The sequence below is a fragment of the Aurantimonas sp. 22II-16-19i genome, from assembly GCF_002088275.1.
In the GTDB taxonomy this organism is placed as follows: Bacteria; Pseudomonadota; Alphaproteobacteria; order Rhizobiales; family Rhizobiaceae; genus Jiella.
On the sequence record NZ_AQQS01000009.1, the window covers coordinates 70,206 to 94,330 of the forward strand.

The 24,125-nt window shown below is 66.3% G+C and carries 23 protein-coding genes; 15 read left to right on the plus strand and 8 right to left on the minus strand.

Annotation, left to right across the window (positions count from 1 at the left end; genetic code table 11):
• Positions 1-2: 2 nt before the first annotated feature.
• Positions 3-1,085 carry a TRAP transporter substrate-binding protein gene (locus ATO4_RS09580; RefSeq protein ID WP_083591299.1) on the minus strand — a complete coding sequence of 361 codons (1,083 nt, stop codon included), beginning with the start codon at positions 1,083-1,085 and terminating at the stop codon, positions 3-5.
• Between the two features lie 540 nt (positions 1,086-1,625).
• Between ATO4_RS09580 and ATO4_RS09585 the strand changes: the two genes are divergently transcribed.
• Positions 1,626-2,969, plus strand: a complete 1,344-nt coding sequence (locus ATO4_RS09585; RefSeq protein ID WP_083591300.1) for a L,D-transpeptidase family protein — start codon at positions 1,626-1,628, stop codon at positions 2,967-2,969.
• Between the two features lie 71 nt (positions 2,970-3,040).
• On the opposite strand, the gene ATO4_RS09590 is transcribed toward ATO4_RS09585, so the two are convergent.
• The 3 genes from ATO4_RS09590 to ATO4_RS09600 form a co-directional block, all read right to left on the minus strand.
• Positions 3,041-3,772, minus strand: coding sequence for a peptidase (locus tag ATO4_RS09590; protein ID WP_083591301.1), 732 nt, complete (start codon positions 3,770-3,772; stop codon positions 3,041-3,043).
• Between the two features lie 371 nt (positions 3,773-4,143).
• Positions 4,144-5,097: an alpha-E domain-containing protein gene (locus tag ATO4_RS09595; RefSeq protein ID WP_083591302.1), complete on the minus strand. Its 954-nt coding sequence runs from the start codon at positions 5,095-5,097 to the stop codon at positions 4,144-4,146.
• 3 nt (positions 5,098-5,100) lie between these two features.
• On the minus strand, positions 5,101-6,495 hold the full coding sequence (locus ATO4_RS09600) for a circularly permuted type 2 ATP-grasp protein (protein WP_083591374.1): 1,395 nt from the start codon (positions 6,493-6,495) through the stop codon (positions 5,101-5,103).
• A 316-nt stretch (positions 6,496-6,811) separates the two neighbouring features.
• Between ATO4_RS09600 and ATO4_RS09605 the strand changes: the two genes are divergently transcribed.
• Positions 6,812-7,765, plus strand: coding sequence for a sugar-binding transcriptional regulator (locus ATO4_RS09605; RefSeq protein WP_083591303.1), 954 nt, complete (start codon positions 6,812-6,814; stop codon positions 7,763-7,765).
• A gap of 142 nt (positions 7,766-7,907) precedes the next feature.
• On the opposite strand, the gene ATO4_RS09610 is transcribed toward ATO4_RS09605, so the two are convergent.
• On the minus strand, positions 7,908-8,213 hold the full coding sequence (locus tag ATO4_RS09610) for a type II toxin-antitoxin system RelE/ParE family toxin (protein ID WP_083591304.1): 306 nt from the start codon (positions 8,211-8,213) through the stop codon (positions 7,908-7,910).
• Position 8,214: 1 nt separating this feature from the next.
• Entirely contained in the window at positions 8,215-8,475 is a 261-nt protein-coding gene (locus ATO4_RS09615) for a type II toxin-antitoxin system ParD family antitoxin (RefSeq protein WP_083591305.1), read from the minus strand.
• Between the two features lie 313 nt (positions 8,476-8,788).
• On the opposite strand from ATO4_RS09615, the gene ATO4_RS09620 reads away from it, so the two are divergent.
• The 6 genes from ATO4_RS09620 to ATO4_RS09645 all read left to right on the plus strand — a co-directional run bounded on the left by ATO4_RS09620 (position 8,789) and on the right by ATO4_RS09645 (position 15,292).
• Positions 8,789-10,099: a sugar ABC transporter substrate-binding protein gene (locus tag ATO4_RS09620; RefSeq protein WP_245308669.1), complete on the plus strand. Its 1,311-nt coding sequence runs from the start codon at positions 8,789-8,791 to the stop codon at positions 10,097-10,099.
• 288 nt (positions 10,100-10,387) lie between these two features.
• Entirely contained in the window at positions 10,388-11,260 is an 873-nt protein-coding gene (locus ATO4_RS09625) for a sugar ABC transporter permease (protein WP_083591375.1), read from the plus strand.
• A 13-nt stretch (positions 11,261-11,273) separates the two neighbouring features.
• Positions 11,274-12,104 (plus strand): carbohydrate ABC transporter permease, encoded by an 831-nt coding sequence (locus tag ATO4_RS09630; RefSeq protein ID WP_083591307.1) that lies wholly within the window; start codon positions 11,274-11,276, stop codon positions 12,102-12,104.
• 11 nt (positions 12,105-12,115) lie between these two features.
• Entirely contained in the window at positions 12,116-13,120 is a 1,005-nt protein-coding gene (locus ATO4_RS09635; protein ID WP_083591308.1) for an ABC transporter ATP-binding protein, read from the plus strand.
• 228 nt (positions 13,121-13,348) lie between these two features.
• A complete protein-coding gene (locus ATO4_RS09640; RefSeq protein WP_083591309.1) occupies positions 13,349-14,821 on the plus strand; it encodes a mannitol dehydrogenase family protein in 1,473 nt (490 codons plus the stop codon).
• Between the two features lie 186 nt (positions 14,822-15,007).
• On the plus strand, positions 15,008-15,292 hold the full coding sequence (locus tag ATO4_RS09645) for a hypothetical protein (protein ID WP_083591310.1): 285 nt from the start codon (positions 15,008-15,010) through the stop codon (positions 15,290-15,292).
• 158 nt (positions 15,293-15,450) lie between these two features.
• Here ATO4_RS09645 and ATO4_RS09650 read toward each other — a convergent pair whose 3' ends face one another.
• Positions 15,451-16,380, minus strand: a complete 930-nt coding sequence (locus tag ATO4_RS09650) for a hydrogen peroxide-inducible genes activator (RefSeq protein WP_083591311.1) — start codon at positions 16,378-16,380, stop codon at positions 15,451-15,453.
• A gap of 113 nt (positions 16,381-16,493) precedes the next feature.
• On the opposite strand from ATO4_RS09650, the gene ATO4_RS09655 reads away from it, so the two are divergent.
• From ATO4_RS09655 to ATO4_RS09685, 7 genes are all read left to right on the plus strand, one after another.
• Complete coding sequence (locus tag ATO4_RS09655) at positions 16,494-16,724, plus strand: YdcH family protein (protein ID WP_176222926.1); 231 nt, start codon at positions 16,494-16,496, stop codon at positions 16,722-16,724.
• 722 nt (positions 16,725-17,446) lie between these two features.
• Positions 17,447-18,496 (plus strand): fatty acid desaturase, encoded by a 1,050-nt coding sequence (locus tag ATO4_RS09660; protein WP_083591313.1) that lies wholly within the window; start codon positions 17,447-17,449, stop codon positions 18,494-18,496.
• 137 nt (positions 18,497-18,633) lie between these two features.
• On the plus strand, positions 18,634-19,584 hold the full coding sequence (locus ATO4_RS09665; protein WP_083591314.1) for a hypothetical protein: 951 nt from the start codon (positions 18,634-18,636) through the stop codon (positions 19,582-19,584).
• A gap of 115 nt (positions 19,585-19,699) precedes the next feature.
• A complete protein-coding gene (locus ATO4_RS09670) occupies positions 19,700-21,343 on the plus strand; it encodes an FGGY-family carbohydrate kinase (RefSeq protein WP_083591315.1) in 1,644 nt (547 codons plus the stop codon).
• Between the two features lie 130 nt (positions 21,344-21,473).
• Positions 21,474-21,980, plus strand: coding sequence for a DUF3429 domain-containing protein (locus ATO4_RS09675; RefSeq protein ID WP_083591316.1), 507 nt, complete (start codon positions 21,474-21,476; stop codon positions 21,978-21,980).
• 152 nt (positions 21,981-22,132) lie between these two features.
• A complete protein-coding gene (locus ATO4_RS09680; protein WP_083591317.1) occupies positions 22,133-22,618 on the plus strand; it encodes a TspO/MBR family protein in 486 nt (161 codons plus the stop codon).
• Between the two features lie 65 nt (positions 22,619-22,683).
• Positions 22,684-23,448: an SDR family oxidoreductase gene (locus ATO4_RS09685; protein WP_083591318.1), complete on the plus strand. Its 765-nt coding sequence runs from the start codon at positions 22,684-22,686 to the stop codon at positions 23,446-23,448.
• A 109-nt stretch (positions 23,449-23,557) separates the two neighbouring features.
• Here ATO4_RS09685 and ATO4_RS09690 read toward each other — a convergent pair whose 3' ends face one another.
• Positions 23,558-24,019, minus strand: coding sequence for a MarR family transcriptional regulator (locus tag ATO4_RS09690; protein ID WP_176222927.1), 462 nt, complete (start codon positions 24,017-24,019; stop codon positions 23,558-23,560).
• Positions 24,020-24,125: the final 106 nt, after the last annotated feature.

The following is a 24,125-nucleotide window of genomic DNA, read 5'->3' on the forward strand; positions in this document are numbered from 1 at the left end:
CGCTACGACTTGTAGAGGACCGGGAGCAGCGGCTGGGCGGACACGCCGGCCCAGTCGCCATACTGCTTCTTGAAGGCGAAATAGGCCTCGTGGACCTTCTTCGTCCTGGGATCGGCTTCCGCACCTTCGGCAAGCGTCGCGGTGGTCACTTCGCGCAGCTTCTCGACGACGGCGTCGGGCAGCGGCTTGGCGATGACGCCGAAATTCTTGACGAGATCGTCCATCGCCTCGGCATTGGTCGCGTCGCACCAGGCATTGCTCTCGACGTTGCAGGCCATGGCCGCGGTCTGAACGATCGCCTGGAGGTCGGCCGGCAGGGTGTCCCAGGCGGCCTTGTTGATCAGCAGCTCGGTGACGTTGTTCGGCTCGTGCCAGCCGGTGGTGTAATAGTATTTCGCCGCCTTCTGCAGGCCGAGACGGCGATCCTGATAGGGGCCGACGAACTCCGCCGCGTCGATGACGCCGCGCTCCAGCGCCGGGAAGATCTCGCCGCCGGGCAGCAGCTGCACGTTGACGCCGAGCTTGGCATAGACCTTTCCGGCGAGCCCCGGAATGCGCATCTTCAGCCCGTCGAAATCCTCGACCGTGTTGATTTCCTTGCGGAACCAGCCGGTCATCTGGACGCCCGTGTTGCCCATCGGGAAGGCCAGCATCCCGAGCGGCTCGTAGAGCTCGTGCCACAGGTCGATGCCGCCGCCCTCATAGAGCCAGGCATTGGTGCCCTTGACGTCCATGCCGAAGGGGACGGTGGTGAAATACTGGGCGGCGGCGATCTTGCCTGCCCAGAAATAGGCGTTGGCGGCGTTCATCTCGACGATGCCGTTCTGCACGGCGTCGAAGCCCTCGAGCGCCGGGATGAGCTCGCCGGCGGCGAAATGCTGGATCTTCAGCCGGCCGCCCGACATCGCCTCGACCTTCTTGCAGAAGTCGGTCGGGCTGCCCGGTCCCTCGACATAGAAGGGCGAGCCCGGCCCGTAGGCATTGGTCATCTTCCACGAAAAGCTCGTCTGGGCCCGCGCGACGGCAGGTGCCGCAAGGGCGGAAGCGGCGATCGCGGTGCCGGCGAGGAATTGACGTCGTTGCAAGCCGTTTCTCCTTCTGCGTTCGAGGGACGCGTCGGGCGCCCGCTCCGACGCCGAGCAAGGCAACATGCGTGCCATGCGCCGAATGGTTGGAATGGCGCAGTTCCGTTTGCGACGCCGGGTCAGGCATGCACGAAGCAGTGGCGAACTGCGCCTTTCCGCGTCAGTTGCGAGAGGCCGCGGCGCGGCGAGGGCGCCAGGGCCGCCATCGTTCCTGGTCTCCGAAGCGGATGCCGACCGGCGGAAGGTCACGCAGTCTTGTTCGCAGATGCGGCGGAAGCAACCGCGAGTTCACGCTTTGGCCATATTGGCGGAGTTAGGAAAACGCTGAGAGCGGGTTTCTTCCGAGACGGCACCAGTTGCGCCAAGCCGCGGATCGGCTGGACGCCTGCGCCGCGAGGTTTCGATGCGGGCTAGGGGGCCGGCAGAGGGCGGGCGTGTAGGCGCCGTGCGAGGAAAGACGAGCCGAGCTGTGGTTGCCGGAGCGCTTCGTACGCCCGGCGCTGGCCTTGGTGCCGATAGTATCGATAAACGGGGGCATGGATGACGAGAGCGACTGATCGAAAGAGCCAGGCGGCGACGCGGCGGCAGTTTCTTCTGGGCGCTGCGGCGCTTGGTGCCGGACTGGTGCCGGGGGCTGCCTTCGCCCAGAACGCCTTGTCCGAGATCCTCAACGCACCGAGCCGTGGCAACTGGGACGACCAGTTCGACACGCGCGGCTCCAGCGTGCGGCAGGTCGCATCGAACACGCCGATCTTCTCGAATGCCACGCTGGTGTCGACCCAGGCCGCCGTCAACGCCTATCAGGGCATCGTCGCCTCGGGCGGCTGGCCGCAGGTGCCCGAGAACGCAAAGCTGCGGATCGGCGCTGAATCCTCGGCGGTGCCGCTGCTGCGCCAGCGCCTCGCGATCGCCGGCGATCTGTCGGCCGGCGCCGGCTCGTCGACGGTCTTCGACAGCTATGTCGATGCGGCGGTAAAGCGCTTCCAGGCTCGGCACGGCCTGCCGGCGGACGGCGTCGTCGCCGAATATACCTACAAGGCGATGAACGTGCCGGCGCAGCTGCGTCTCAACCAGCTGATCACCAATGTCAGCCGGCTGCAGGAGATGGTCGCCAAGGAACACGGCCATCGCTTCGTGATCGTCAACATTCCTGCCGCTTCGGTCGAGGCGGTCGAGAACGGCCAGGTGGTGCAGCGCCACACCGCGATCGTCGGCAAGATCGACCGCCAGTCGCCGATTCTGGAATCGAAGATCACCAACCTCAATCTCAATCCCTACTGGCACGCGCCGGCCTCGATCGTCCGCAAGGACATCATTCCGCTGATGCGCAAGAACCCGAAATATCTCGCCGAGTCGAACATCCACATCTATGACGGCAAGGGCAACGAGATCCCGCCGGAGACGATCGACTGGAACACCGACGAGGCGGTGAAATACCTGTTCCGCCAGGACCCGGGCAAGAATAACGCGATGGCCTCGGTGAAGATCAACTTCCCGAACCCCCACGCGGTCTACATGCACGACACGCCGCAGCAGGGCCTGTTCTCGAACCTGATGCGGTTCGATTCCTCGGGCTGCGTGCGCGTCCAGAACGTCCGCGACCTGATCGTCTGGATCTCCCGTAACGAGCCGGGCTGGGACCGCCAGCGCATCGAGCAGGTGATCGCCTCGCGCCAGCGCCAGGACATCGACCTCAGCGATCCGGTGCCGGTCTACTTCACCTACATCACCGCCTGGGCGACCGATCCGAACGTCGTGCAGTTCCGCGACGACATCTATCATCGCGACGGCGCCGAGCAGCTGGCGATGAGCGAATTGCAGGCCGCGCCCTACCAGGGCGGCCAGCAGAACCCCTACGCGCAGGGCGACGACCTGTATCAGTAAAGGCTGTCGAAGGGCTCAGGGTCTAGACGCTGACATCACAGGGCGCTCGCGGGAAACTGCGGGCGCCTTTTTTACCGCTCGAATGCGGGCAGGGCGTCGAAAGCCTGCTTCAGCGAGTCCGACCAGCCGCCCGAGATGGTGCGGTAGTATTCGTCCCTCGCGTCGAACCGCCGCCGATAGCCTCTCACGTGGCTGTCCATTTCGTAGAACTGCATGTCGATCGGCAGGCCGACCGAGAGGTTCGACTTGATGGTGGAATCGAAGGACACCAGCAGCAGCTTGGCGCAGTCCTCCAGCGACATCGTCGGCTCGTAGGTGCGGATGATGATCGGGCGGCCGTATTTGTGCTCGCCGATCTGGAAGAAGGGATTGTCGGCGCCGGCCTCGATGAAGTTGCCCTCCGGATAGATCATGAACAGGCGCGGGCGCCCGCCCTTGATCTGGCCGCCGAAGATGAAGGAGGCCGAAAACACCGCATCGGCGCTCTGGCCGCCCTGGGCCGTGCCGCTGATGACTTCCTTGACGGTCTCGCCGATCAGCTTGGCGGTCTGGAACATCGACGGCTGGGTCAGGATGCCCGGCTGGCGATCGGCCGGGGCGACCATGCGCTCGTCGAGCAGCGAGACCGTCGCCTGGGTGGTGGCGAGGTTTCCGGCCGACAGGAGGCATAGGAACCGCTCGCCCGGCACCTCCCAGGTCTTCATCTTGGAAACGACGGAAATGTTGTCGAGGCCGGCATTCGTCCGTGTGTCGGACATGAATACCAGGCCGCGTTCCACCAGAAGTCCGACACAGTAGGTCATCGAAGTCCGCGCCTCTCAAAGGACCGGCAGTATCCCTGCCACGACTCCCGCCGCGATCAATCCGCCAAGATCGGGTCGCAGACAACTACCATGCGCGGCTTGTCCTAAACTTTTTGCGGCGGTGTTGCCGGAATGGGCCGAGCGTCCACAGGCATGGGGGCGGCGAGGCCCGTCGGTGGAGCCTCGACCGATATCCGTCCCGATCGCGCCGTGCGCAGCGCGGTCGACGACGAACAGCATGCCAGCGGGGCCGGCAGTGCCCGGCGATCGGCCTGGCCGCGAGGAGACGGGCAAGTCTCCCCGGGCCAGCATCCTCGCGATGCAGAGGCGCCCGCCGAACGCGATTCGCCCGCTCCGCTTCCCACCGCGGCTCAGGCGCCGGGATAGAAGCGGTAGTTCTGGCCGATCTCCTGGGCGAGGCGGTTGTTGTCGCGGATGAAGGACTCGAGGAACTCGTGCAGTCCGCCGTCGATGATCTGCCGGACGCTCGAGCCGGACAGGCGCTCGTTCAGCGAGGCGGCGGTCTCGAAGCAGGGCTGGCGGACCTCGTAGTTCCGGTCGAGATATTTCAGGCTCTCCTCGATGAAGGTGTAGCAATAGGCCAGCGAGCGCGGCATGCGCCGGTTCAGCATCAGGAAGTCGATGATGTTCACCGCCCGGTACTCGCCGTCATATTCCCAGGCATAGGAGCGGTGGGCCGAGACCGACCTCAGGATCGAGCGCCACTGGAAGTCGTCGAGCGCCGAGCCGACCTGGCTGTGCTCGGGCAGCAGCAGCCAGTACTTGACGTCGAGGATGCGGGCGGTGTTGTCCGCCCGCTCGATGAAGGCGCCGAGATTGCAGAAATCGAAGATCTCGTTGCGCAGCATCGTCGTCTGGAAGGCGCCGCGGATGAGGGCGCCCTGGCGCTTGACGAGATCGATGACGGCGGGCAGCTCGCGCGGGCTGATCTTGCCTGAGAGCCGGCGCTGGATGACCAGCCAGCTCTCGTTGACCGCCTCCCAGACCTCGCGGGTCAGCGCCGTGCGCACCATCCGTCCGTTGGTGCGGGCGGTCTCCAGCGAGGCGCGCACGCTCGACGGGTTGTCCTTGTCGCAGAGCATGAAATCGATGACCCGTTCGGGGTCGAAGTCGTCGTATTTGGCGGTGTAGGCGGCCTCGACCCCGGCCGAGACGAGGACCGATTGCCACTCGTCCGGCTCGGCCGAGAGGTTGGTCAGGGAGATGCGCTGGCCGGCATCCAGCAGTCTTGCCGTGTTCTCCGCCCGCTCGATGTAGCGGAACATCCAGAACAGGCCGTTGGCGGTGCGTCCGAGAAGTGCCATCGCTCAGTCCCTCAAAACCCAGGTGTCCTTGGTGCCGCCGCCCTGGCTGGAATTGACCACCAGGGAGCCCTCCTTGAGGGCGACGCGGGTCAGGCCGCCGGGAATGATGCGGACCTTGTCGGAGACGAGGACGAAGGGGCGCAGATCGACGTGGCGCGGCGCAAGGCCCCCGTCGACGAGGATCGGCACGGTGGAGAGCGCCAGCGTCGGCTGGGCGATGTAGTTGGACGGCCGTTTCTTCAGCTTCTCGGCGAAGATCTCCCGCTCCTCCCGGGTCGAGGTCGGGCCGACCAGCATGCCGTAGCCGCCGGAGCCGTGCACCTCCTTGACCACCAGTTCCTCGAGGTGCTCGAGGACGTATTTGAGGCTGTCCTCCTCGGCGCAGCGCCAGGTCGGGACATTCTGGAGCTTGGCCTTCGTGCCGGTGTAGAACTCGACGATCTCCGGCATGTAGGAATAGATCGCCTTGTCGTCGGAAATCCCGGTGCCGGGGGCGTTGGCGATGGTGATGCCGCCGTTCTTGTAGACTTCCATGATGCCGGGGATGCCGAGCATCGAGGCCGGGTTGAACACCTTGGGGTCGAGGAAGTCGTCGTCGACCCGGCGATAGATCACGTCGATGGGCTTGTAGCCCTCGGTGGTGCGCATCTGGATGCGCCCGTCGATCTCGGCGACGTCGGAGCCCTCGACCAGCTCGACGCCCATCTGGTCGGCGAGGAAGGCGTGTTCGAAGAAGGCGGAATTGTAGATCCCCGGCGTCAGGACGGCGATCGTCGGCGTGCCCTCGCAGGCCGGCGGGGCGACCGCGGCGAGGGAGCGGCGCAGGTGATGCGGATAGGTCTCCACCGGCCGCACGCGGTTCTGCGCGAACAGCTCGGGAAACATCTGCATCATCGTTTCACGGTTCTCGATCATGTAGGAGACGCCGGACGGGGTCCGGGCGTTGTCCTCGAGCACGTAGAACTCGTTCTCGGCGCAGCGCACGATGTCGGTGCCGATGATGTGGGTGTAGACCCCGCCGGGCGGGCGGAAGCCCTGCATCTGGGGGAGATAGGCCTCGTTGCCCTCGATCAGCCGGGCCGGGATCTTGCCGGCCTTGATGATCTCCTGGTCGTGGTAGAGATCGTCGAGAAAGGCGTTGAGCGCGACGACGCGCTGCTCGATTCCCTCGGCGAGATTGTCCCATTCGGCCTTGGCCATGATGCGAGGGACGAGGTCGAAGGGGATCAGCCGTTCGGCGGCCTCCTCCTGGCCATAGACGTTGAAGGTGATGCCGGTCCGCCGGAAGAAGGCTTCCGCCTCGCCGGCCTTCTCGCCCAGCGCCTCCGTGTCCTGCTCCCTGAACCACTCGTGGAACCGGGCATAGGGCTCGCGCACCTCGCCGTTCGCTAGCAACATCTCGTCGAATGAATTCACCGGCGCCCTCCGTCACGTTCCCAACCAAAGAGAAAGCCATTGCGAAGAAAATCAAGCCTGCCGGGCGTTTTGAATTGATTTGCCCAAGAATTGCGCAGGACGCCCAGCCAAAATGACGTTGCGTGCACGCTTCGGTCGCAGCGCGGGGACGCCGGCACCCGTCTGGGTACCGTGACGCCGGGGTGCTGCCGGCACTCTGTCCGGGTATCGTGACGCCGCGGCGCGGAGGATTCGGAGGCGGTTTGCCAGAGGCCGGCTTCTGCCATTAAACAATCCCGGCTGGGAGGACGGGCTGGCGATGGCGAGAACGCGCGACGACGAGACGACGAGGCTGGACGACGCGGCGCGGGCCGGCTGGCTCTACTACGTCGCCGGCAACACCCAGGACCAGATCGCGGCCAAGCTCGGCATCTCGCGCCAGGCAGCCCAGCGGCTGGTCTCCCACTCGGTCTCGGCGGGTCTCGTGCGGGTGCGGATCGACCACCCGATCGCCGCGTGCCTGGAGCGGGCGGAGAGCCTGAAGCAGCGCTTCGCCCTCAGCTATTGCGAGGTGGTGCCGTCCGATCCCGCCTCCGCCTCGACGACCCTCGGCGTCGCCGAGGCCTGCGCGGCGGAGATGGAGCGGCATCTCAAGCGCGAGGCGCCGACGATCCTCGCCGTCGGAACCGGCCGGACCCTGAGGGCGGCGGTCGAGCACCTGCCGCCGATGACGGCGACCCAGCACCGCATCGTCTCGCTCACCGGCAACATCGCGCCGGACGGTTCGGCCTCGGTCTACAACGTGATCTATTCGATGGCCGACCAGGTCAATGCGCGGCACTATCCGATGCCGCTGCCGGTGGTCGTCTCGACGCCGGAGGAGCGCCAACTCCTGCACCAGCAGAAGGTGGTCGAGATGACACTGCAACTCGCCGCCAGGGCCGAGGTGACCTTCGTCGGCGTCGGCGAGATCTCGGCGAGGGCGCCGCTCGTGGTCGACGGCTTCATCACCGCGCAGGAGCAGGAAGACCTGATGCGGCAGGGCGCCGCCGGCGAGATCGTCGGCTGGGTGTTCGACACGTCCGGCAAGTTGATCGATTGCCGCTTCAACGAGCGGGTGGCGAGCGCGCCCATCCCTTCGACCCGGCACGGCGACGTCATCGCCGCGGCCATGGGCCCGGCCAAGACCTCGGCGATCCGCGCCGCCGCCACTGGCGGGCTGATCAACGGCCTGATCACCGACGAGGCGACGGCCGAGAGGCTGTTGGGGTAATGGCGGTGGCGGGAGAGGTGGATATCAACCAGGTGTGACGCCGCCGCAGCTCAGCGACGAGCAGGCGGACCATGTGACGCCGTGCAGGGTCGAATGGGCCGCGTGCTGCGAGGCGCAGGCGAAAGGGGTGCTGCCGCGACGCTCATGGGGTGTCGGTGAATACCGCCTGCCAGTCTTGTGCACCATGAAACACGCGAATGAGTTCGATCCCGTCGCCTTCGGGAAGGGCGCGGTAGATCAGCAGATGATTTCGGCAGGGGAAGACGCGCATGTCGGGATAGTTCGGCAAGCGGGCCGATCCGATGAACGGCAAGACGGCAACACGGCGAATGGTTTCGTCGAGATCCCGCAAATAGGTGCGTGCCGCGTGCGGCGAATCCTTCGCGATGAAGCGAAAAATACCTCGAAGGTCCGCTTTGGCGAGCGGTTTGCGAAGGATGCGTACCATGCTACGCGGGAGGTTCGCGCTCGAATTCCTCGATCAACGCATCGATAGACTCCAGGGGCGCCGACTCGCCGCTGCGCAGACCTTCGTCGACCGCAGCTTCCAGCCGGGCGATGACAGCGCGGCGCTTCTCTTCGCGTTCCTCGAGCATCCGCAAGCCATCGCGCACCACTTCTGAGACGCCATGATAGCGACCGCTTTCGATCAGCGACGACACGAAACGCTGCTGATGATCGGTCAATGAGATGCTTGGATTGCGAGCCATAGTCTTGTTGTAGCATAAGATGCTACATACGCCAAGGTGATCGTGCGGCAGCTTGCCCCGCTTTCAACGGCTCTGGGGGCTTGGCGTCGCGGGTTTCATTGCCACGCGGCGGCGAACTTGATTGTCCAGAACGCGCGAAGGCTGCGCGCCGTCCGGGCGCGGTCTGAGGCGCCCGAGCTCGGCAATGGGGGGACGCTCCCCTGCTGCACTGCCGCATGGAATTCGTTTGACATTGGTGTGCAGACGGTGAAGTTTTGCCCTGCTATTGAACAAATGCTCATCTCAGAGCTGGGAGGCTTTCATGAGATTTTCCATGCTGACGGCGAGCGCGATTGCGCTGATCGCCGTCGCGGCGACGTCCGCTCAGGCGCAGACGACGCTGACGATCGGCACCGTCAACAACTCCGACATGATCCGGATGCAGGGCCTGACGCCCGAATTCGAGAAGGCCCATCCGGACATCAAGGTGAACTGGGTCACGCTGGAGGAGAACATCCTGCGCCAGCGCGTCACCACCGACATCGCCACCGGTGGCGGCCAGTTCGACGTGATGACCATCGGCACCTACGAAGTGCCGATCTGGGCCAAGCAGGAATGGCTGAAGCCGCTCGACGGCCTCGGCGACGACTATGACGTCGACGACCTGATCCCGGCGATCCGCTCGGCGCTGTCCAACGACGACAAGCTCTACGCCGCGCCGTTCTATGCCGAGAGCGTCCTGACGCTCTACCGCAAGGACCTCTTCGAGAAGGCCGGGCTGACCATGCCCGAGAAGCCGACCTGGGACTTCATCGCGGAAGCCGCCGAAAAGGTCACCGACAAGGAAGCCGGCGTCTATGGCATCTGCCTGCGCGGCAAGCCGGGCTGGGGCGAGAACATGGCCTTCCTCGGCAACATGGCCCGCGAATTCGGCGCCAACTATTTCGACGCCGACTGGAAGCCGCAGTTCGAGAGCGAGGGCTGGAAGAAGGCCGTCACCCTCTATGTCGACCTGATGACCAAATACGGCCCTCCGGGCGCCGCCTCCAACGGCTTCAACGAGAACCTGCAGCTGTTCGGACAGGGCAAGTGCGGCATGTGGATGGACGCCTCCGTCGCGGCCTCCTTCGTGACCGATCCCAAGCAGAGCCAGGTGCCCGACCAGGTCGGCTTCGCAGCCGCACCCTGCGGCGTCGAGGGTTGCCCGAACGACGGCTTCAACTGGCTGTGGGCGTGGTCGCTGGCGATCCCGAACTCCTCGCAGAAGGCCGATGCGGCGCAGACCTTCATCTCCTGGGCGACGTCGAAGGAATATCTCGAGCTCGTCGCCGAGAAGGAAGGCTGGGCGAACGTGCCTCCCGGCACCCGGACCTCGCTCTACGAGAACGAGAACTACACCAAGGCGGCGCCCTTCGCCGATGCGACGCTGAACGCCATCCAGCATGCCGATCCCTCGCCGACCGACGACAAGCCCTATTACGGCCTGCAGTTCGCGGCGATCCCCGAGTTCCAGGGTCTGGGCACGGCGGTTGGCCAGCAGATGGCGGCGGCGCTTTCGGGCTCCACCACGGTCGACCAGGCGCTGAGCCAGGCCCAGGCGATCGCCACCCGCGAGATGACCCGCGGCGGCTACATCAAGAACTGATCGCCGAGCGATCATGAGACGGGCACGGGCGGCCGCCAAACGAGCCGCCCGGCCATTCCTGCCGGGAGGAAGACCGGATTCTCGACAAGCCCGGCCGGCGACGGCGGCTCCCGAATTCGTTCCTGAACGACCTTCCTTCCTCCCGATGCTCACGGTCATTCGGCCCGGCCCTGCCGAGCCGCGACGGGCCGTCACGACGACAGGGAAGCGGCCCGGCGCCCATTTTCGGCGGCCCGCTTCGATTGGACCGCCATCATGCCGATGCGCGGCGGCAGAACGGGCAATGCCATGGCCACCTTGCACACCAAGAACGCGGCGCGCACGATGATGGCGCCGGCGGTGATCGTCCTCCTGATCTGGATGATCGTGCCGCTGGCGATGACGCTGTATTTCTCGACGCTGAACTACACGCTCTACAACCCGTTCTCGACGCCCTTCGTCGGCTTCGAGAACTACAGCTACTTCCTCGCCGACCCGACCTTTCTCGCGGCGCTGGCCAACACGCTGGTCCTCGTCCTCGGCGTCCTCGCCATCACGGTGATCGGCGGCATCCTCATCGCGCTCCTGCTCGACCAGGACTTCTACGGCGTCAACATCGTCCGGCTGCTCGTCATCGCGCCGTTCTTCGTCATGCCGACCGTCGCGGCCCTGGTCTGGAAGAACATGATGATGAACCCGGTCTATGGCGTCATCGGCCAGTTGCTGCAGGCGATCGGCATCGCCCCGATCGACTGGATGACCGACGTGCCGCTCCTGTCGATCGTCATCATCGTCGCCTGGCAGTGGCTGCCTTTCGCGACGCTGATCCTCCTCACCGCCCTGCAGTCGCTGTCGACGGACCAGAAGGAAGCCGCGGAGATGGACGGGGCGGGGGCCCTGTCGATCTTCTGGTACATCACGCTTCCCCACATGAGCCGGGCGATCACCGTCGTCATCCTGATCCAGACGATCTTCCTTCTGTCGATCTATGCCGAGATCCTGGTGACCACCCAGGGCGGGCCGGGCTCGCAGTCGACCAACATCACCTATCTCGTGGCCCAGCAGGCGACCTCCTACGGCGACATCGGCGCGGCGTCGGCCGGCGGCATCGTCGCCGTCATCCTCGCCAACATCGTCGCGATCTTCCTCGTCCGCCTCATCGGCAAGAACCTCGACGCCTGAGGGAGGGCACACCATGGCACGCAACGTTTCCACGGGCCGCAAGATCGGCACCACGGTCCTCGCCTGGTTCGTCGGGCTGGTGATCTTCTTCCCGATCCTGTGGACCTTCCTCACCTCGTTCAAGAGCGAGCTGCAGGCGATCTCGATCCCGCCGGTCTTCATCGGCTTCGACTGGACGCTGGAGAACTACCAGACCATCCAGACCCAATCGAACTACCTGCATTTCATGATGAATTCGATCTACCTGTCGCTCGGCTCGACGGCGCTGGGGCTGATCGTCGCCGTTCCGGCCGCCTGGGCGATGGCGTTCTCGCCGACCAAGCGCACCAAGGACGTGCTGCTCTGGATGCTGTCGACCAAGATGCTGCCCGCCGTCGGCGTCCTGATCCCGGTCTATCTGATGTTCATCCGGTTCGGCCTCCTGGACTCCCGGCTGGGGCTGATCGTCGTCCTCTTCCTGATCAACCTGCCGATCATCGTCTGGATGCTCTACACCTACTTCAAGGAGATCCCCGGCGAGATCCTGGAGGCGGCCCGCATGGACGGGGCGAATCTTCGCAAGGAGATCACCCAGGTGCTGGCGCCGATGGCGGTGCCGGGCATCGCCTCGACGATCCTCCTCAACGTCATCCTGTCCTGGAACGAGGCCTTCTGGACGCTGAACCTCACGACGTCGAACGCGGCGCCGCTGACCGCCTTCATCGCGTCCTTCTCCTCGCCCCAGGGCAATTTCTACGCCAAGCTTTCGGCCGCCTCCATGCTCGCCATTGCCCCGATCCTGATCGTCGGCTGGTTCTCGCAGAAGCAGCTGGTGCGCGGCCTCACCTTCGGCGCCGTCAAGTAAGGAATGTTGTCATGGGACAGATCCATCTCGAGAAGGTTCGCAAGGCCTTCGGCGACGTCGTCATCATCCCCGAACTGGACCTCGAGATCGAGGACGGCGAATTCGTCGTCTTCGTCGGCCCGTCCGGCTGCGGCAAGTCCACGCTCCTCCGGCTGATCGCCGGGCTCGAGGACGTCACCGGCGGCAAGATCGTCATCGACGGCAAGGACGCCACCGAGCTGCCGCCGGCCAAGCGCGGCCTTGCCATGGTGTTCCAGTCCTATGCGCTCTATCCGCATATGAGCGTGCGCAAGAACATCGCCTTTCCGCTGAAGATGGCGGGCATGGAGAAGGCCGAGATCGACAAGCGGGTCGACTATGCGGCGAAGACGCTGAACCTCGACAACTACATCGACCGGCGGCCGGCGCAGCTCTCCGGCGGCCAGCGCCAGCGCGTCGCGATCGGCCGGGCGATCGTGCGCGAGCCGGAGGCGTTCCTCTTCGACGAGCCGCTGTCGAATCTCGACGCCGCCTTGCGGGTGGGAATGCGGCTGGAGATCTCCGAGCTGCACCAGCGGCTGAAGACGACGATGGTCTACGTCACCCACGACCAGGTCGAGGCGATGACCATGGCCGACAAGATCGTCGTCCTGCGCGCCGGCAACATCGAGCAGGTCGGCTCGCCGCTGGAACTCTACACGGCGCCGCGCAACACCTTCGTCGCCGGCTTCATCGGCTCGCCGAAGATGAACCTGATCGGCGGCGCCGAGGCCGGAAAATTCAATGCGGCGACCATGGGCATCCGGCCGGAGCATGTGCGGCTGTCGACCAGCGAGGGCGCCTGGAAGGGCACGGTGAAGGTCTCCGAGCATCTCGGCTCGGACACCTTCCTGCATGTCGAATCGCCGGTCCATGACGAGCCGTTGACCGTGCGCGCCGGCGGCGAGTTCCCGGTGCATAGCGGCGACGTCGTCTATCTCACGCCGGAGCCGGACAAGGTCCACCGCTTCGACGCCAACGGCCTCGCTCTGCGCTGACCCGGCGCAGGCCCGAGCCGGAGGGTGAGGGCCCGCGACCGCGAGAGATGACGCAGAGACGGAGCCACGGAGCGGGACGGCGATCGGAGCCGGCCGCGTCACGCTCCCGGACAGGACGCAGCGCGCGTCATGCCGCCAGCCGGCGGATGCGCCGTCGCCGTCCAGACAATACCACCCGCGGCGCAAGGAGCGGCCGCTGGACAACCGACATCCATCAGGAGACCTGCCATGAGCGTTAGGCTTTCCGCCGCCACCCTCGAAGACATCGCCGGCACGGCGGCCGTGCCCGGCTACGATCGCGCGAAGCTTTCCCCCGGCATCCTGCATTTCGGCGTCGGCAACTTCCACCGCGCCCATCAGGCGGTCTATCTCGACGCGCTCTTCGAGACGGGCGAGGGGCACGACTTCGCCATCGTCGGCGCCGGCGTGATGCCCTCGGACGCCGCGATGCGCGACAAGCTCGCCGGCCAGGACTATCTCACCACCGTCGTCGAGCAGGACAACGCCCGCACCAGCGCCCGTGTCACCGGGCCGATGGTGGACATGCTGCCGGTGGGCGATACCGCGGCGATCATCGAAACGCTCGCCGATCCGGCGATCCGGATCGTCTCGCTCACCGTCACCGAGGGCGGCTATTTCATCGATTCCGACGGCGTCTTCGAGCCGAGCCATCCGGCGATCGCCGCCGACGGCGCCAACCCCGACGCGCCGAAGACCGTCTTCGGGCTGATCGGCGCCGGGCTGAAGCTGCGCCGCGAGCGGGGCGTCCAGCCCTTCACCGTGATGTCCTGCGACAACATCCCGCACAATGGCAAGGTCTGCCGGGCGGCCGTCGTCGGCACCATGCGGCTGTCCGATCCCGCCTTCGCCGACTGGATCGACACGGCCGTGTCGTTTCCGAACGGCATGGTCGACCGCATCACGCCGGCGACCAGCCAGCGCGAGATCGACCATTGCCGGGACACCTTCGGCATCGACGACGCCTGGCCGGTCTATTGCGAGGAATTCAAGCAGTGGGTGCTGGAGGACGATTTTCCCGCCGGGCGCCCGGCGCTGGAAAAGGTCGGCGTCCAGTTCGTGCCGGACGTCGCCCCTTACGAGACCATGAAGATCCGCATCCTCAATGGCGGCCATGCGATCATCGCCTATCCGGCCGGACTGATGGACGTGCATTTCGTCCATGAGGCGATGGAGACCGATCTCGTCGCGCGCTTCCTCGACAAGGTCGAGGCCGAGGAGGTGCTGCCGATCGTGCCCCCGGTGCCGGACACCGAGCTTGCCGACTACTATGCCCTGATCAAGCGGCGCTTCGCCAATCCGAAGATCGGCGACACCGTGCGCCGGCTCTGCCTCGACGGGTCGAACCGCCAGCCGAAATTCATCGTCCTGTCGATCCTCGACAATCTGAAGGCGGGTCGCGATCCGATCGGCCTCGCGCTCGAAAGCGCGCTCTGGTGCCGCTATTGCCGCGGCGTGACGGACTCAGGCGCGGTGATCGAGCCGAACGATCCGAACTGGGACCGCCTGACCGAGCGGGCCAGGGCGGCCGAGAACGACCCGATGGCCTGGCTGGCGATGACCGACGTCTACGGCACGCTGAAGGACGAGCCGCGATTCGCGAGGCCCTTCGCCGATTGGCTGGCGATGCTAGCCGAGAAGGGCACGGCGGAAACGCTGCGGGTCTATCTCGGCGACGGCTGACCGCCGGCGGTCTTCCCATTGACGGGCTTCCCGGAAAGGGAGGGCACACCCGGTCCAGCGTGAGCCGGATAGGATAAAACTATCGGAATTTCCTGTCTCTTCTATTAGATCCGATCGCGCCTGCTCTCCAAGTCTTCGTCATGGCGGCTGCCTGCCGCCGGTGAGAGACGATGATGGGAGAGTGCGATGCCGAGACTGACAGCTTCGACCCTGCTTGCGAGCGGCCTTCTTCTGGTCGCGGGGCCGGCCAGCGCGATGGTGAAGGTGACCAACGAGACCGACTCTGCCTGGTCCGTGACCTTCGATCACGGGACGGAAGAGAACCGTCACGAGGTGGAGCCCGGCGCGACGGCGCAAGAGGCCTGCCCGAATGGCTGCGCCGTCCGCTTCCGCGGTCATGACTTCGTCGCCGTGAATGGGGACGAGCTTGCGATTCAGGCGGGAGTCTGGCGACCCGTCAAGACGAACTGACCGCAGGCGGTTCTCCGGAGGGCGGCTGCCGCCGGGCACGTGATGCACCGGCGGGGCCGTCATGCGGGGTTCAAAGGATCGTTGGTGATCCCGCGCCTCAGGACGCTCCGGCGCCGCGCGGGCGAATGACCCTGTCCGACCCGTTCAATGGAGCATCGTCATTCCAGCGTGATGCCGGGACAGCCCTTTCCAGCTATCTCGCGCATCACCGCCGCGAACTTCTCGAAGACCTGGACCTGCCCGGATCGCTCGCGCCACACGAGGCCGATGGATCGCGTGATGGGACGTCCGGCAAGCGGGACGACCACAACGTCGGAGCGGCCGGTCACCTCCGACTGGACGTAGAGGGCGGGCAGGAACGTCAGCCCCATTCCCATCCCGACCATCTGACGCAGGGCGTCCAGACTCGTGCCCTCATATTCGCTCAGGAACCGTGCCCCGTGCTCATCGCAGAGCGCGCGGATCTTGTCATGCAGGTGGAAGCCGCTGCGCATGCCCAGAACCGGGCGTCCGCGCAACTCCTCGGGATCGATGCTGGCGCGTCCGGCGAAGGGATCGTCGGCGGCTACGGCCACATAGAGCCTCTCGCGAAACAAGCGCCTGACGACGAGATCGTCGCCCGAGACCGGGAGCTGGGCGAGGATGACGTCGTGCTTTCCTTCCCGCAGTTCCCGCTCGAGTTCGAGCGGCATCGCATCGCGGATGTAGAGCCGGAGCGAGGCATGGTCGCGGTGCAGATGCGCGACCACCTGAGGAAGGATGTAGGGTCCGAGTGTCGGCTTGGCGCCGAGATGGATCGTGCCGACGACGCCGTCCTGGCAGATCTCGGCGAACTGGGTCATGGCGCGGATCTCCTCCATCACCGTCGCCGCATGCGCCGCGATCCTCCTGCCTGGCGCGGTCAGGACCACGCCGCTGCGGCCGCGCTCGACGAGGCGAATGCCGAGGCCTGCCTCCAGCGCCTGCAACTGCGCGCTCAGCGAGGGCTGGGCCATGCCGCAGCGCTGCGCCGCCTGGCCGAAATGGAGCGTACGGGAGATTTCGAGCAGGCACTGCAACTGGCGCAGACTGGGCAGCTTGCGAGACATCGTCGCTTTCCGATGGATAGGAAAATCCGATCGAACGTAAGATCGGCGCCTTCTCCCATCAATCGCCGGATATGCCCATCTGCCTTTTGTCGATGACGATGAAGGAGGAAGAGATGATCGTCGAACGCAAGGCGCTCAAGTTGCGCGAGCGCATGAACAAGCTGACGGACCGCAAGGCGCAGATCGAACGGCGCATCGTCGAGGAGATGCGGCGTCCCCTGCCGGATTCCGTCCGTCTGGCGACGCTGAAGCGCCTGCGCCTGCGCATGAAGGACGAGGTCGCGGCGATCGGCAGACAGTTGCGTCCGCGCCTGCCGCGCCCTTCGCAGCCGTCCTTCTCGTAAGGCGGCGCGAGCGAGCGGGCGGATTTCCGGTGCCGGCGATCCACAGCGAGATGACCCGCCATGCCGGGCCACCGCCCGGCATAGAGGGCCGCCGGCTTCAGGGCCATCAATGCTCCGCCCGTTGCTTCGCGCCGAAACGTCGGCTGTCTTGCTGTCGATCGCGCCGAGCGATCCACCTTGGGGCGAGATGGTGAGCGAGCCAGGGTGACCGACAGCAATCCCTCGGCCCGGCTGTCGATGACTGCGGTCGACGGCTCGCTGAAGGAAGAGCCGCGCTTTGCCGGGCTTTTTTGCGAGATGGCTGACTATGCGCGCGGAGAAGGGCACCGCGGCGACGCTGCGGGCCTATCTCTGCGAGAATCGGCTTCGCGGCCGCCGGCGCGACGGACGGTGCTCGTCAAAAGACGGGGAGCCACGGCCGGAGCGGCCCGGAGCCTTGGCGTATGCCCATCGCCGCGCGCTCTCACCGGAGAGGTCGCTACAGTCGGATTGCGAGCAGCTCGAAGGCGGCGATGACCGGTCTCGGCGAGGATCCATTTGCCGAAACTTCTTGCGTCGGCGTCTGGAGCACTTATCTCACTGTGATAGGAGCAGAACGGCGCTCGTCCGAGCGACGATCGTTCTGTGCCTGACCATCCTTCGGATTGATCTTCCACCCGCTGCTGACCGTTGCCCCTCGCATCGAGGGACGGCCCCAGACGCCCCAAATTGGACGCCCGCTCTTGACCTCGACCGGAACCCCCGGGACTGCCTCTCACTCCGACGCCAAGGCCTGGACCCGCGTTCTCACCGCTTATCGCAAGCCCGACAACTGGCGCAGCGTGTTCGAGATCGTCGTCACGGCGGTGCCGTTCGTCGCTCTCTGGGCGCTCGCCGCGCTGGCGGTCGTCAATGGCCACTACTGGGGCCTGATCCTGACGATTCCCGCAGCCGGCTTCCTCGTGCGGCTGTTCATGCTGCAGCACGACTGCGGCCACGGGTCGCTGTTCGCCGGGCGCCGCGTCAACGACTGGACGGGCCGAGTGATCGGCGTTTTGACCTTCACGCCCTACGACTACTGGCGGCGCACCCATGCGATCCATCATGCGACGACCGGCAATCTCGACAAGCGGGGCATCGGCGACGTCGACACGCTGACGGTCGGCGAATATCGGGCGCTGTCCGACTGGGGCAGGGCGAAGTACCGGCTCTACCGGCATCCGGCGATCATGTTCGGCTTCGGGCCGGCGTGGCTGTTCATCTGCCAGTACCGGCTGCCCGTCGGGCTCATGCGGGCCGGGCTGTCGCCCTGGACGTCGACGCTGGCCACCAATCTCGCCATCGCCATCCCGGCAGCCCTGCTGATCTGGTTGATGGGCCTGTGGCCGTTCCTCGCCGTGCAGCTGCCGATCACGCTGATGGCGGCGACCGCCGGCGTCTGGCTGTTCTACGTCCAGCACCAATTCGAGGAGACCCACTGGTCCGAGGCCGCGGACTGGAAGTTCCAGCACGCCGCCCTGCACGGCTCGTCGCATTACGATCTTCCGGCGGTGCTGCGCTGGTTCACCGGCAACATCGGCATCCACCACGTGCATCACCTGTCGAGCACGATCCCGTTCTACCGGCTTCCCAAGGTCCTGGACGCCCATCCCGAACTGCGCGCCGTGGGCCGGATCACGATCCGCGACAGCCTGCGCTGCGTCAAGCTCGTCCTGTGGGACGAGACCGCCAAGCGGCTGGTGTCGTTCAAGGAGGCGAGAGCGCAACAGGGCGCGCCCCTGGCCGCGGCCTGAGGTCCGATCTCTCAAGGGCTTGAGAGGCCCAGGGCCTGCCGGGATTGGAGAGTCCAGCCCCGCGCCTGACGCAAGGCAAGCCCGGCTCAAGAGCATCCTGCTACGCATCGGCGACCGTCACCTGGGACCCCAAGCCGATGCCACTCCTGAAACATGCGGCCTTCGGGCTGATCCTGGCGCTCCTTCCCCTCCAGCCCGCTCACGCCGAATGGCAGGAGACGAAGGAGGGCGGCTGGAAGGCCGCCTATTCCTGCGACGCGCGTCAGGAGACCTGCGTCGCCATCACCTGCGAGTTCGGCGAGACGTCGCGGTTCGGCATCTGGTCGAAGCAGTTTTCCACGGTCCCGCCCGAGGCCATGCGGCAGGAGGGACGCTTCGACTTCGACATCGATGGCGCGGCCTCCTCGTTTCCGGTCGAAGACGGCGAATATCTGTTCGACAAGCGGGTCATCTTCTGGAGCATGGAGCGGCAGCTCCTCAGAGAGATCGAGGGCGGCACGACGCTGTCGCTCAGCCGCTGGGGCGATCCGAGGATCGATCTTCGCGACGACGAAGGGTCGGTCGGCCGAACCCTCGAAGGCTGCAGCGTCGTGGATCGGGCGCCGGTTCGCGCGGATTCGGTCGCAGTGAGTCCAGACACCGTGAATCCGGACGCAGCGACTTCGGCCGAAACGGGTTCGGCCGATCGCAGCTCGGGCTGGGGTTCCAGCGCCGACGGGGCAGCCAGATTGTCGCTCCTGAAGGACATCATGCCGAAGGATGCGACCTGCGAGCGCAGCGGCGATGGCGCGTCCTGCCGCCTCGGCGAGCAGGCGGGCTCGGATCTCAACTCGGTCCTGGCGCAGTTCGAGGGCCGCAGCAGCGAGATGATGATCCGCGCGGAGATCGCCCACAGCATCGGCGATCACGAAGCCTATCGGACCCGGCTGTACGACGTTCTCGCGGGCTTCGGCATCCCGCAATCCTTCGCGGACCGATGCCTCGTCCAGGGCGCGGTGACGCTGGATGTCGGGGGATACAGCGTCCGCTGCGACAGCTACACGCCGCCCAGATCGACCATCGCGACGTTCCACATCGCCCGGCGCTGACCGCGCCCGGCGGGGGCCGCTCGGCGGGCCGCATCCGGCAGGTCCCGTCTGCGGCCCCTTTTCTTTGCCGGTAAAATCCGGCTAGGTCGCTCCCAATGAAATTCGGGGAGGCGGCATGGCTGAGGCGTTTCTCGGCGTCGACGTAGGAACGGGCAGCGCCCGGGCGGGGCTGTTCGACCGCGATGGCCGGCTGCTCGCCTCGGCCAAGCGCCCGATCCGTCTGTGGCGCGAGGATCCCGACGTCTTCGAGCAATCCTCGGACGACATCTGGCAGGCGATCTGCGACAGTGTGCGCGAGGCCTTGGCGATCGCCGGGCTGAGCCGGGAAGACGTCAGGGGCCTCGGCTTCGACGCGACCTGTTCGCTCGTGGTGCTGGACGGCGGCTGCCAGCCTCTGACGGTGAGCGCGTCGGGGGACCACACGCGCAACGTCATCGTCTGGATGGACCATCGGGCGCTGGAGCAGACCGCCCGGATCAACGCGACCGGTCATCCGGTGCTGCGCTATGTCGGCGGCAAGATCTCGCCCGAGATGGAAACGCCCAAGCTCCTGTGGCTGAAGGAGAGGCTGCCGCAAACCTATCGCCAAGCCGGGCACTTCTTCGATCTCGCCGATTTCCTTTCCTTCCGCGCCACCGGCAGCCTGGCGCGTTCGGTCTGCACGCTCACCTGCAAATGGACCTATCTCGCCCATGAGCGGCGGTTCGACGCCGACTATTTTCGCGCCATCGGGCTGGACGATCTCGCCGCGGAGGGATTTGCCCGGATCGGCACGCAGGTCGTCGACATCGCGACGCCGCTGGGCGAGGGGCTCACCGAAGCGGCCGCCGCCGAACTCGGCCTCGTGCCCGGGACGCCCGTCGGCGCCTCGCTGATCGACGCCCATGCCGGCGGCGTCGGCACCGTCGGCGGGGCGACCATGACGGGCTCGCACGCCGACCCGACCGAGGAACTCGCCTTCATCATGGGCACCTCCTCCTGCACCATGACGCTGACCCGCGAGCCGGCCTTCGTCGACGGCGTCTGGGGGCCGTATCACGGCGCGATGATCCCCGGCTTCTGGCTGCTCGAAGGGGGGCAGTCGGCCTATGGTGCGGCGCTCGACTATCTCGTGCAGCTCCATCCCGCCTATCCGGCGGCCGGAAAGGCGGCGCAGGCGGCGGGCCTTGCCGTCCTCGACTATCTGGAACGGCGGGCGATCGAGATGGCCGGATCGCTCGAGGAGGCGGCGTTTCTCGGCGCCGATCTCACCGTGGTTCCGGAGTTTCTCGGCAACCGCTCGCCCGAGGCCGATCCGCACGCCCGAGGGGCGATCTGCGGCCTGACGCTCGCCTCCAGCGAGGAGAGCCTCGTGCGCCTCTTCGTCGCGACGCTGTCGGCGCTTTGCTACGGCACCTGCCAGATCGTCGAGGCGAACCGGGCGAAGGGGCTGAAACTCGGGACGATCGTCGCCTCCGGCGGGGCGGCGCGCTCGGCGCTGCTGCGCCGGCTGCTCGCCGACGCCACCGGCCTGTCGGTGGCACTGCCCGAGACGGGCGAGCCGGTGCTCCTCGGCAGCGCCATGGTCGGTGCGGTCGCCGGCGGCGCCTATCGCGACCTCAGGGATGCGGCCGGCAAGATGTGCCGCGCCGGCGACGTCCTGACGCCGGCGCTCGGGGCCGTCGCCGACTTCCATGCCGCCAAGTTCGAGGCGTATCGGCTGCTGCAGCGCTGCGAGCGGGAGACGCGGGCGATCATGGCCCCCTATTCGAGGCGCTAGCGTCGTCCATATCCTAGCGCGACGACACGGCGTCCTGCCCGAGGGCGGCGAAACGAAGTCCGACGTTCGGGCGAACCGGTGATGAAGCCGTGTCCTGCCCGCGGGACGCGCACGAACACGAGGACCGGCCATGGCCAGCAACCACCAAAGCCGCACGATCACAGCGACCGAACCGGCGGAGCCGCCGCCGATCGGCGCGCTCCTGGCCTTCGGGGCGATGCTGCCGATCGCCGCCGGGGCGATCTATCTGTGGATCGGCGGCGAGGCGCAGTCCTTCCTGACGGTCAACATGACCCTCTTGTGGGGCGCGGCGATCCTGACCTTCCTGGCCGGGGCGCGGCGCGGCGTCAGCTTCCGCCAGCCGGGCGGCCCGACGCTGTCCCAGCTTGTCACCATGCTCTGGGTCTTCGGCCTCGGCTTCGGCGCCATCGTCGCCACCGTCTGGGCCTATACGCTGACCGCGACGGCGCTGGAGATCGTCGGCTATCTCAGCCTGGCCGTGCTCGATCCGATCGCTGCGAAGAACGGCGAGGCGCCGCTGTTCTTCGCCTCGCTGCGTCCGATCCAGATGACGATCCCGATCGTCGCGCTCCTCGCCCTCGGCGTCTATGTCTGGCAGAGCCCGCTGTTCGGCTGAGGCGGGCATCGGGAGAATCGGCGCGGGATGCGGGAGATTTTTTGCCGGGAGACTGATACCTTCGGGGGATCGTCGGCGTTGGTGATGAAACCGGCGGCGTTGGTGATGACCGCCTTCTGCGCAACGGCAACCGAAATCTTCCCGAGGCTGCGATGTCGTCGATCCTGAGTTTCCTGGTGTTTTTCGCCATCGTCCTGGCGGTCGCTTCGAGCGGCGCGATGTTCAAGCCGGGGCCGTGGTACCAGAGGCTCGAAAAGCCGAGCTGGACGCCGCCGAACTGGGCGTTTCCGGTGGTCTGGTCGGCACTCTACGTGATGATCGCCATCGCCGGCTGGCGGGTCTACGAGGCGGCGGGCCTCGTCGCCCTGCCGTTCCTCGCCTTTGGGATCCAGCTCGTGCTGAACGCCGCCTGGTCGGCTCTCTTCTTCGGCCTGAAGCGGCCGGCCGTCGCCTTCGCCGACGTCCTCGCGCTGTGGATCGCGGTGGCGGTGAATGCGCTGCTGTTCTACCCGATCGACGCCATCGCCGGGCTCCTGATGATCCCGTATCTGATGTGGGTGACGGCCGCCGCCTGCCTGAACTTTTCCGTCTGGCGCCGCAATCCGGGGGCGTTCCGCGCGGCGGCCGAGGCCGGTTGACCAGAGGTCGGGCGCGTCGCAAAGACGGGTCCGATCCTCAGCCCGCCATCACGGAGACCCACCGCATGCCAGCCTTCGCCATCTATCCCAGCCTTTCGGGCAAGAGCGTCGTCGTCAGCGGCGGCGCCTCCGGCATCGGCGCCGAGATGGTTCGCGCCTTTGCCGCCCAGGGCTCGCGGGTCGGCTTCCTCGACTTCGACGAGGCCGGATCGCGGAAGCTGGCCGAGGAGCTCACTCGGGATGGCGCCCGCGTCGTCCATGAATTCTGCGACCTGCGCGACATCGCGGCGACGCAGGCGGCGATCGAAGCTCTCGCCGCGGCGAACGGGCCGGCGACCGTCCTCGTCAACAATGCCGCCCGCGACGACCGCCACGGCTACGAGAGCGTCACGCCGGACTATTTCGACGAGCGCATCGCCACCAATCTGAAGCACATGTTCTTCGCCATTCAGGCGGTCGCGCCCGGCATGATCGCGGCCGGCGGCGGCGCGATCGTCAACATGGGTTCGAATTCCTGGTGGGAGGCCGGCGGCGGCATGCCGGTCTACACCACCGCCAAGGCGGCCGTGCACGGCATGACGCGCTCCTTTGCCCGGGACCTCGGGCCGCATCGGATCCGGGTCAACACCGTCGTGCCGGGCTGGATCATGACCGAGCGCCAGAAGGAACTCTGGGTCACCGACGATGCGATCGCCAAGCATCGGGACCGCCAGTGCCTGAAGGACCTGATCGACCCGGTCTATGTGGCGCGGATGGTGCTGTTCCTCGCCTCCGACGACGCCGCCATGTGCACCGCCAACAACTACATGGTCGAAGCCGGCTCGATCTGAGCCGGTGGCCGGCCCCCCGACGACGCCACTTAGGGGAGGCGAGGGGGCTGCCTTCCGAATGGCAACGCCAGATACGGCCCCGTTGCCGCGCAGGCGCCCGGCCTGCGGTTCAGTCGTCGGAGAGCAGGCTGCGCATGAAGCGCTCGACGGCGGCGGATTCGTCCGCCGACAGGCCGTCATAGGCGCGCCTGAGCCTGTGGCGCAGGCGGTCGAAATTTGCGAGCAGCGGCTCGACGCGCTCGTTGACGAGCGCGATGATCACGCTTCTGCGATCCGTGGGGTTGCGCTCGCGGACGACGAAACCGTCGCGCTCGAGCCGGTCGATCAGTGCCGTGGTCGCGCCCGTCGACAGATTGACGTGCTCGGCGAGCATCTTGGCCGTCACCGGCTCGTCGCTCTCGAACAGGAATGTCAGGCACATCAGGTCCGTCAAGGCGAGGCCGAAGCCGGCGGCGAGATCGCGGTCGATGGTCACCGCCTCGTGGATCATCTGCTTGAACAGCCACGAAAACGAACGGTAGTCTTTCTCCCCGCTGGGATCGGGACGGGGGGGCACAGGCTGGCCGAGCATTGACGCTTCCTCTTTCATCATATATCACGATGATAAAGCAATTTCATCGGTAAGCAATATGGACGTTCCGAACGGAGACTGTCGATCCTCTCGGCTGGCTGTTCGC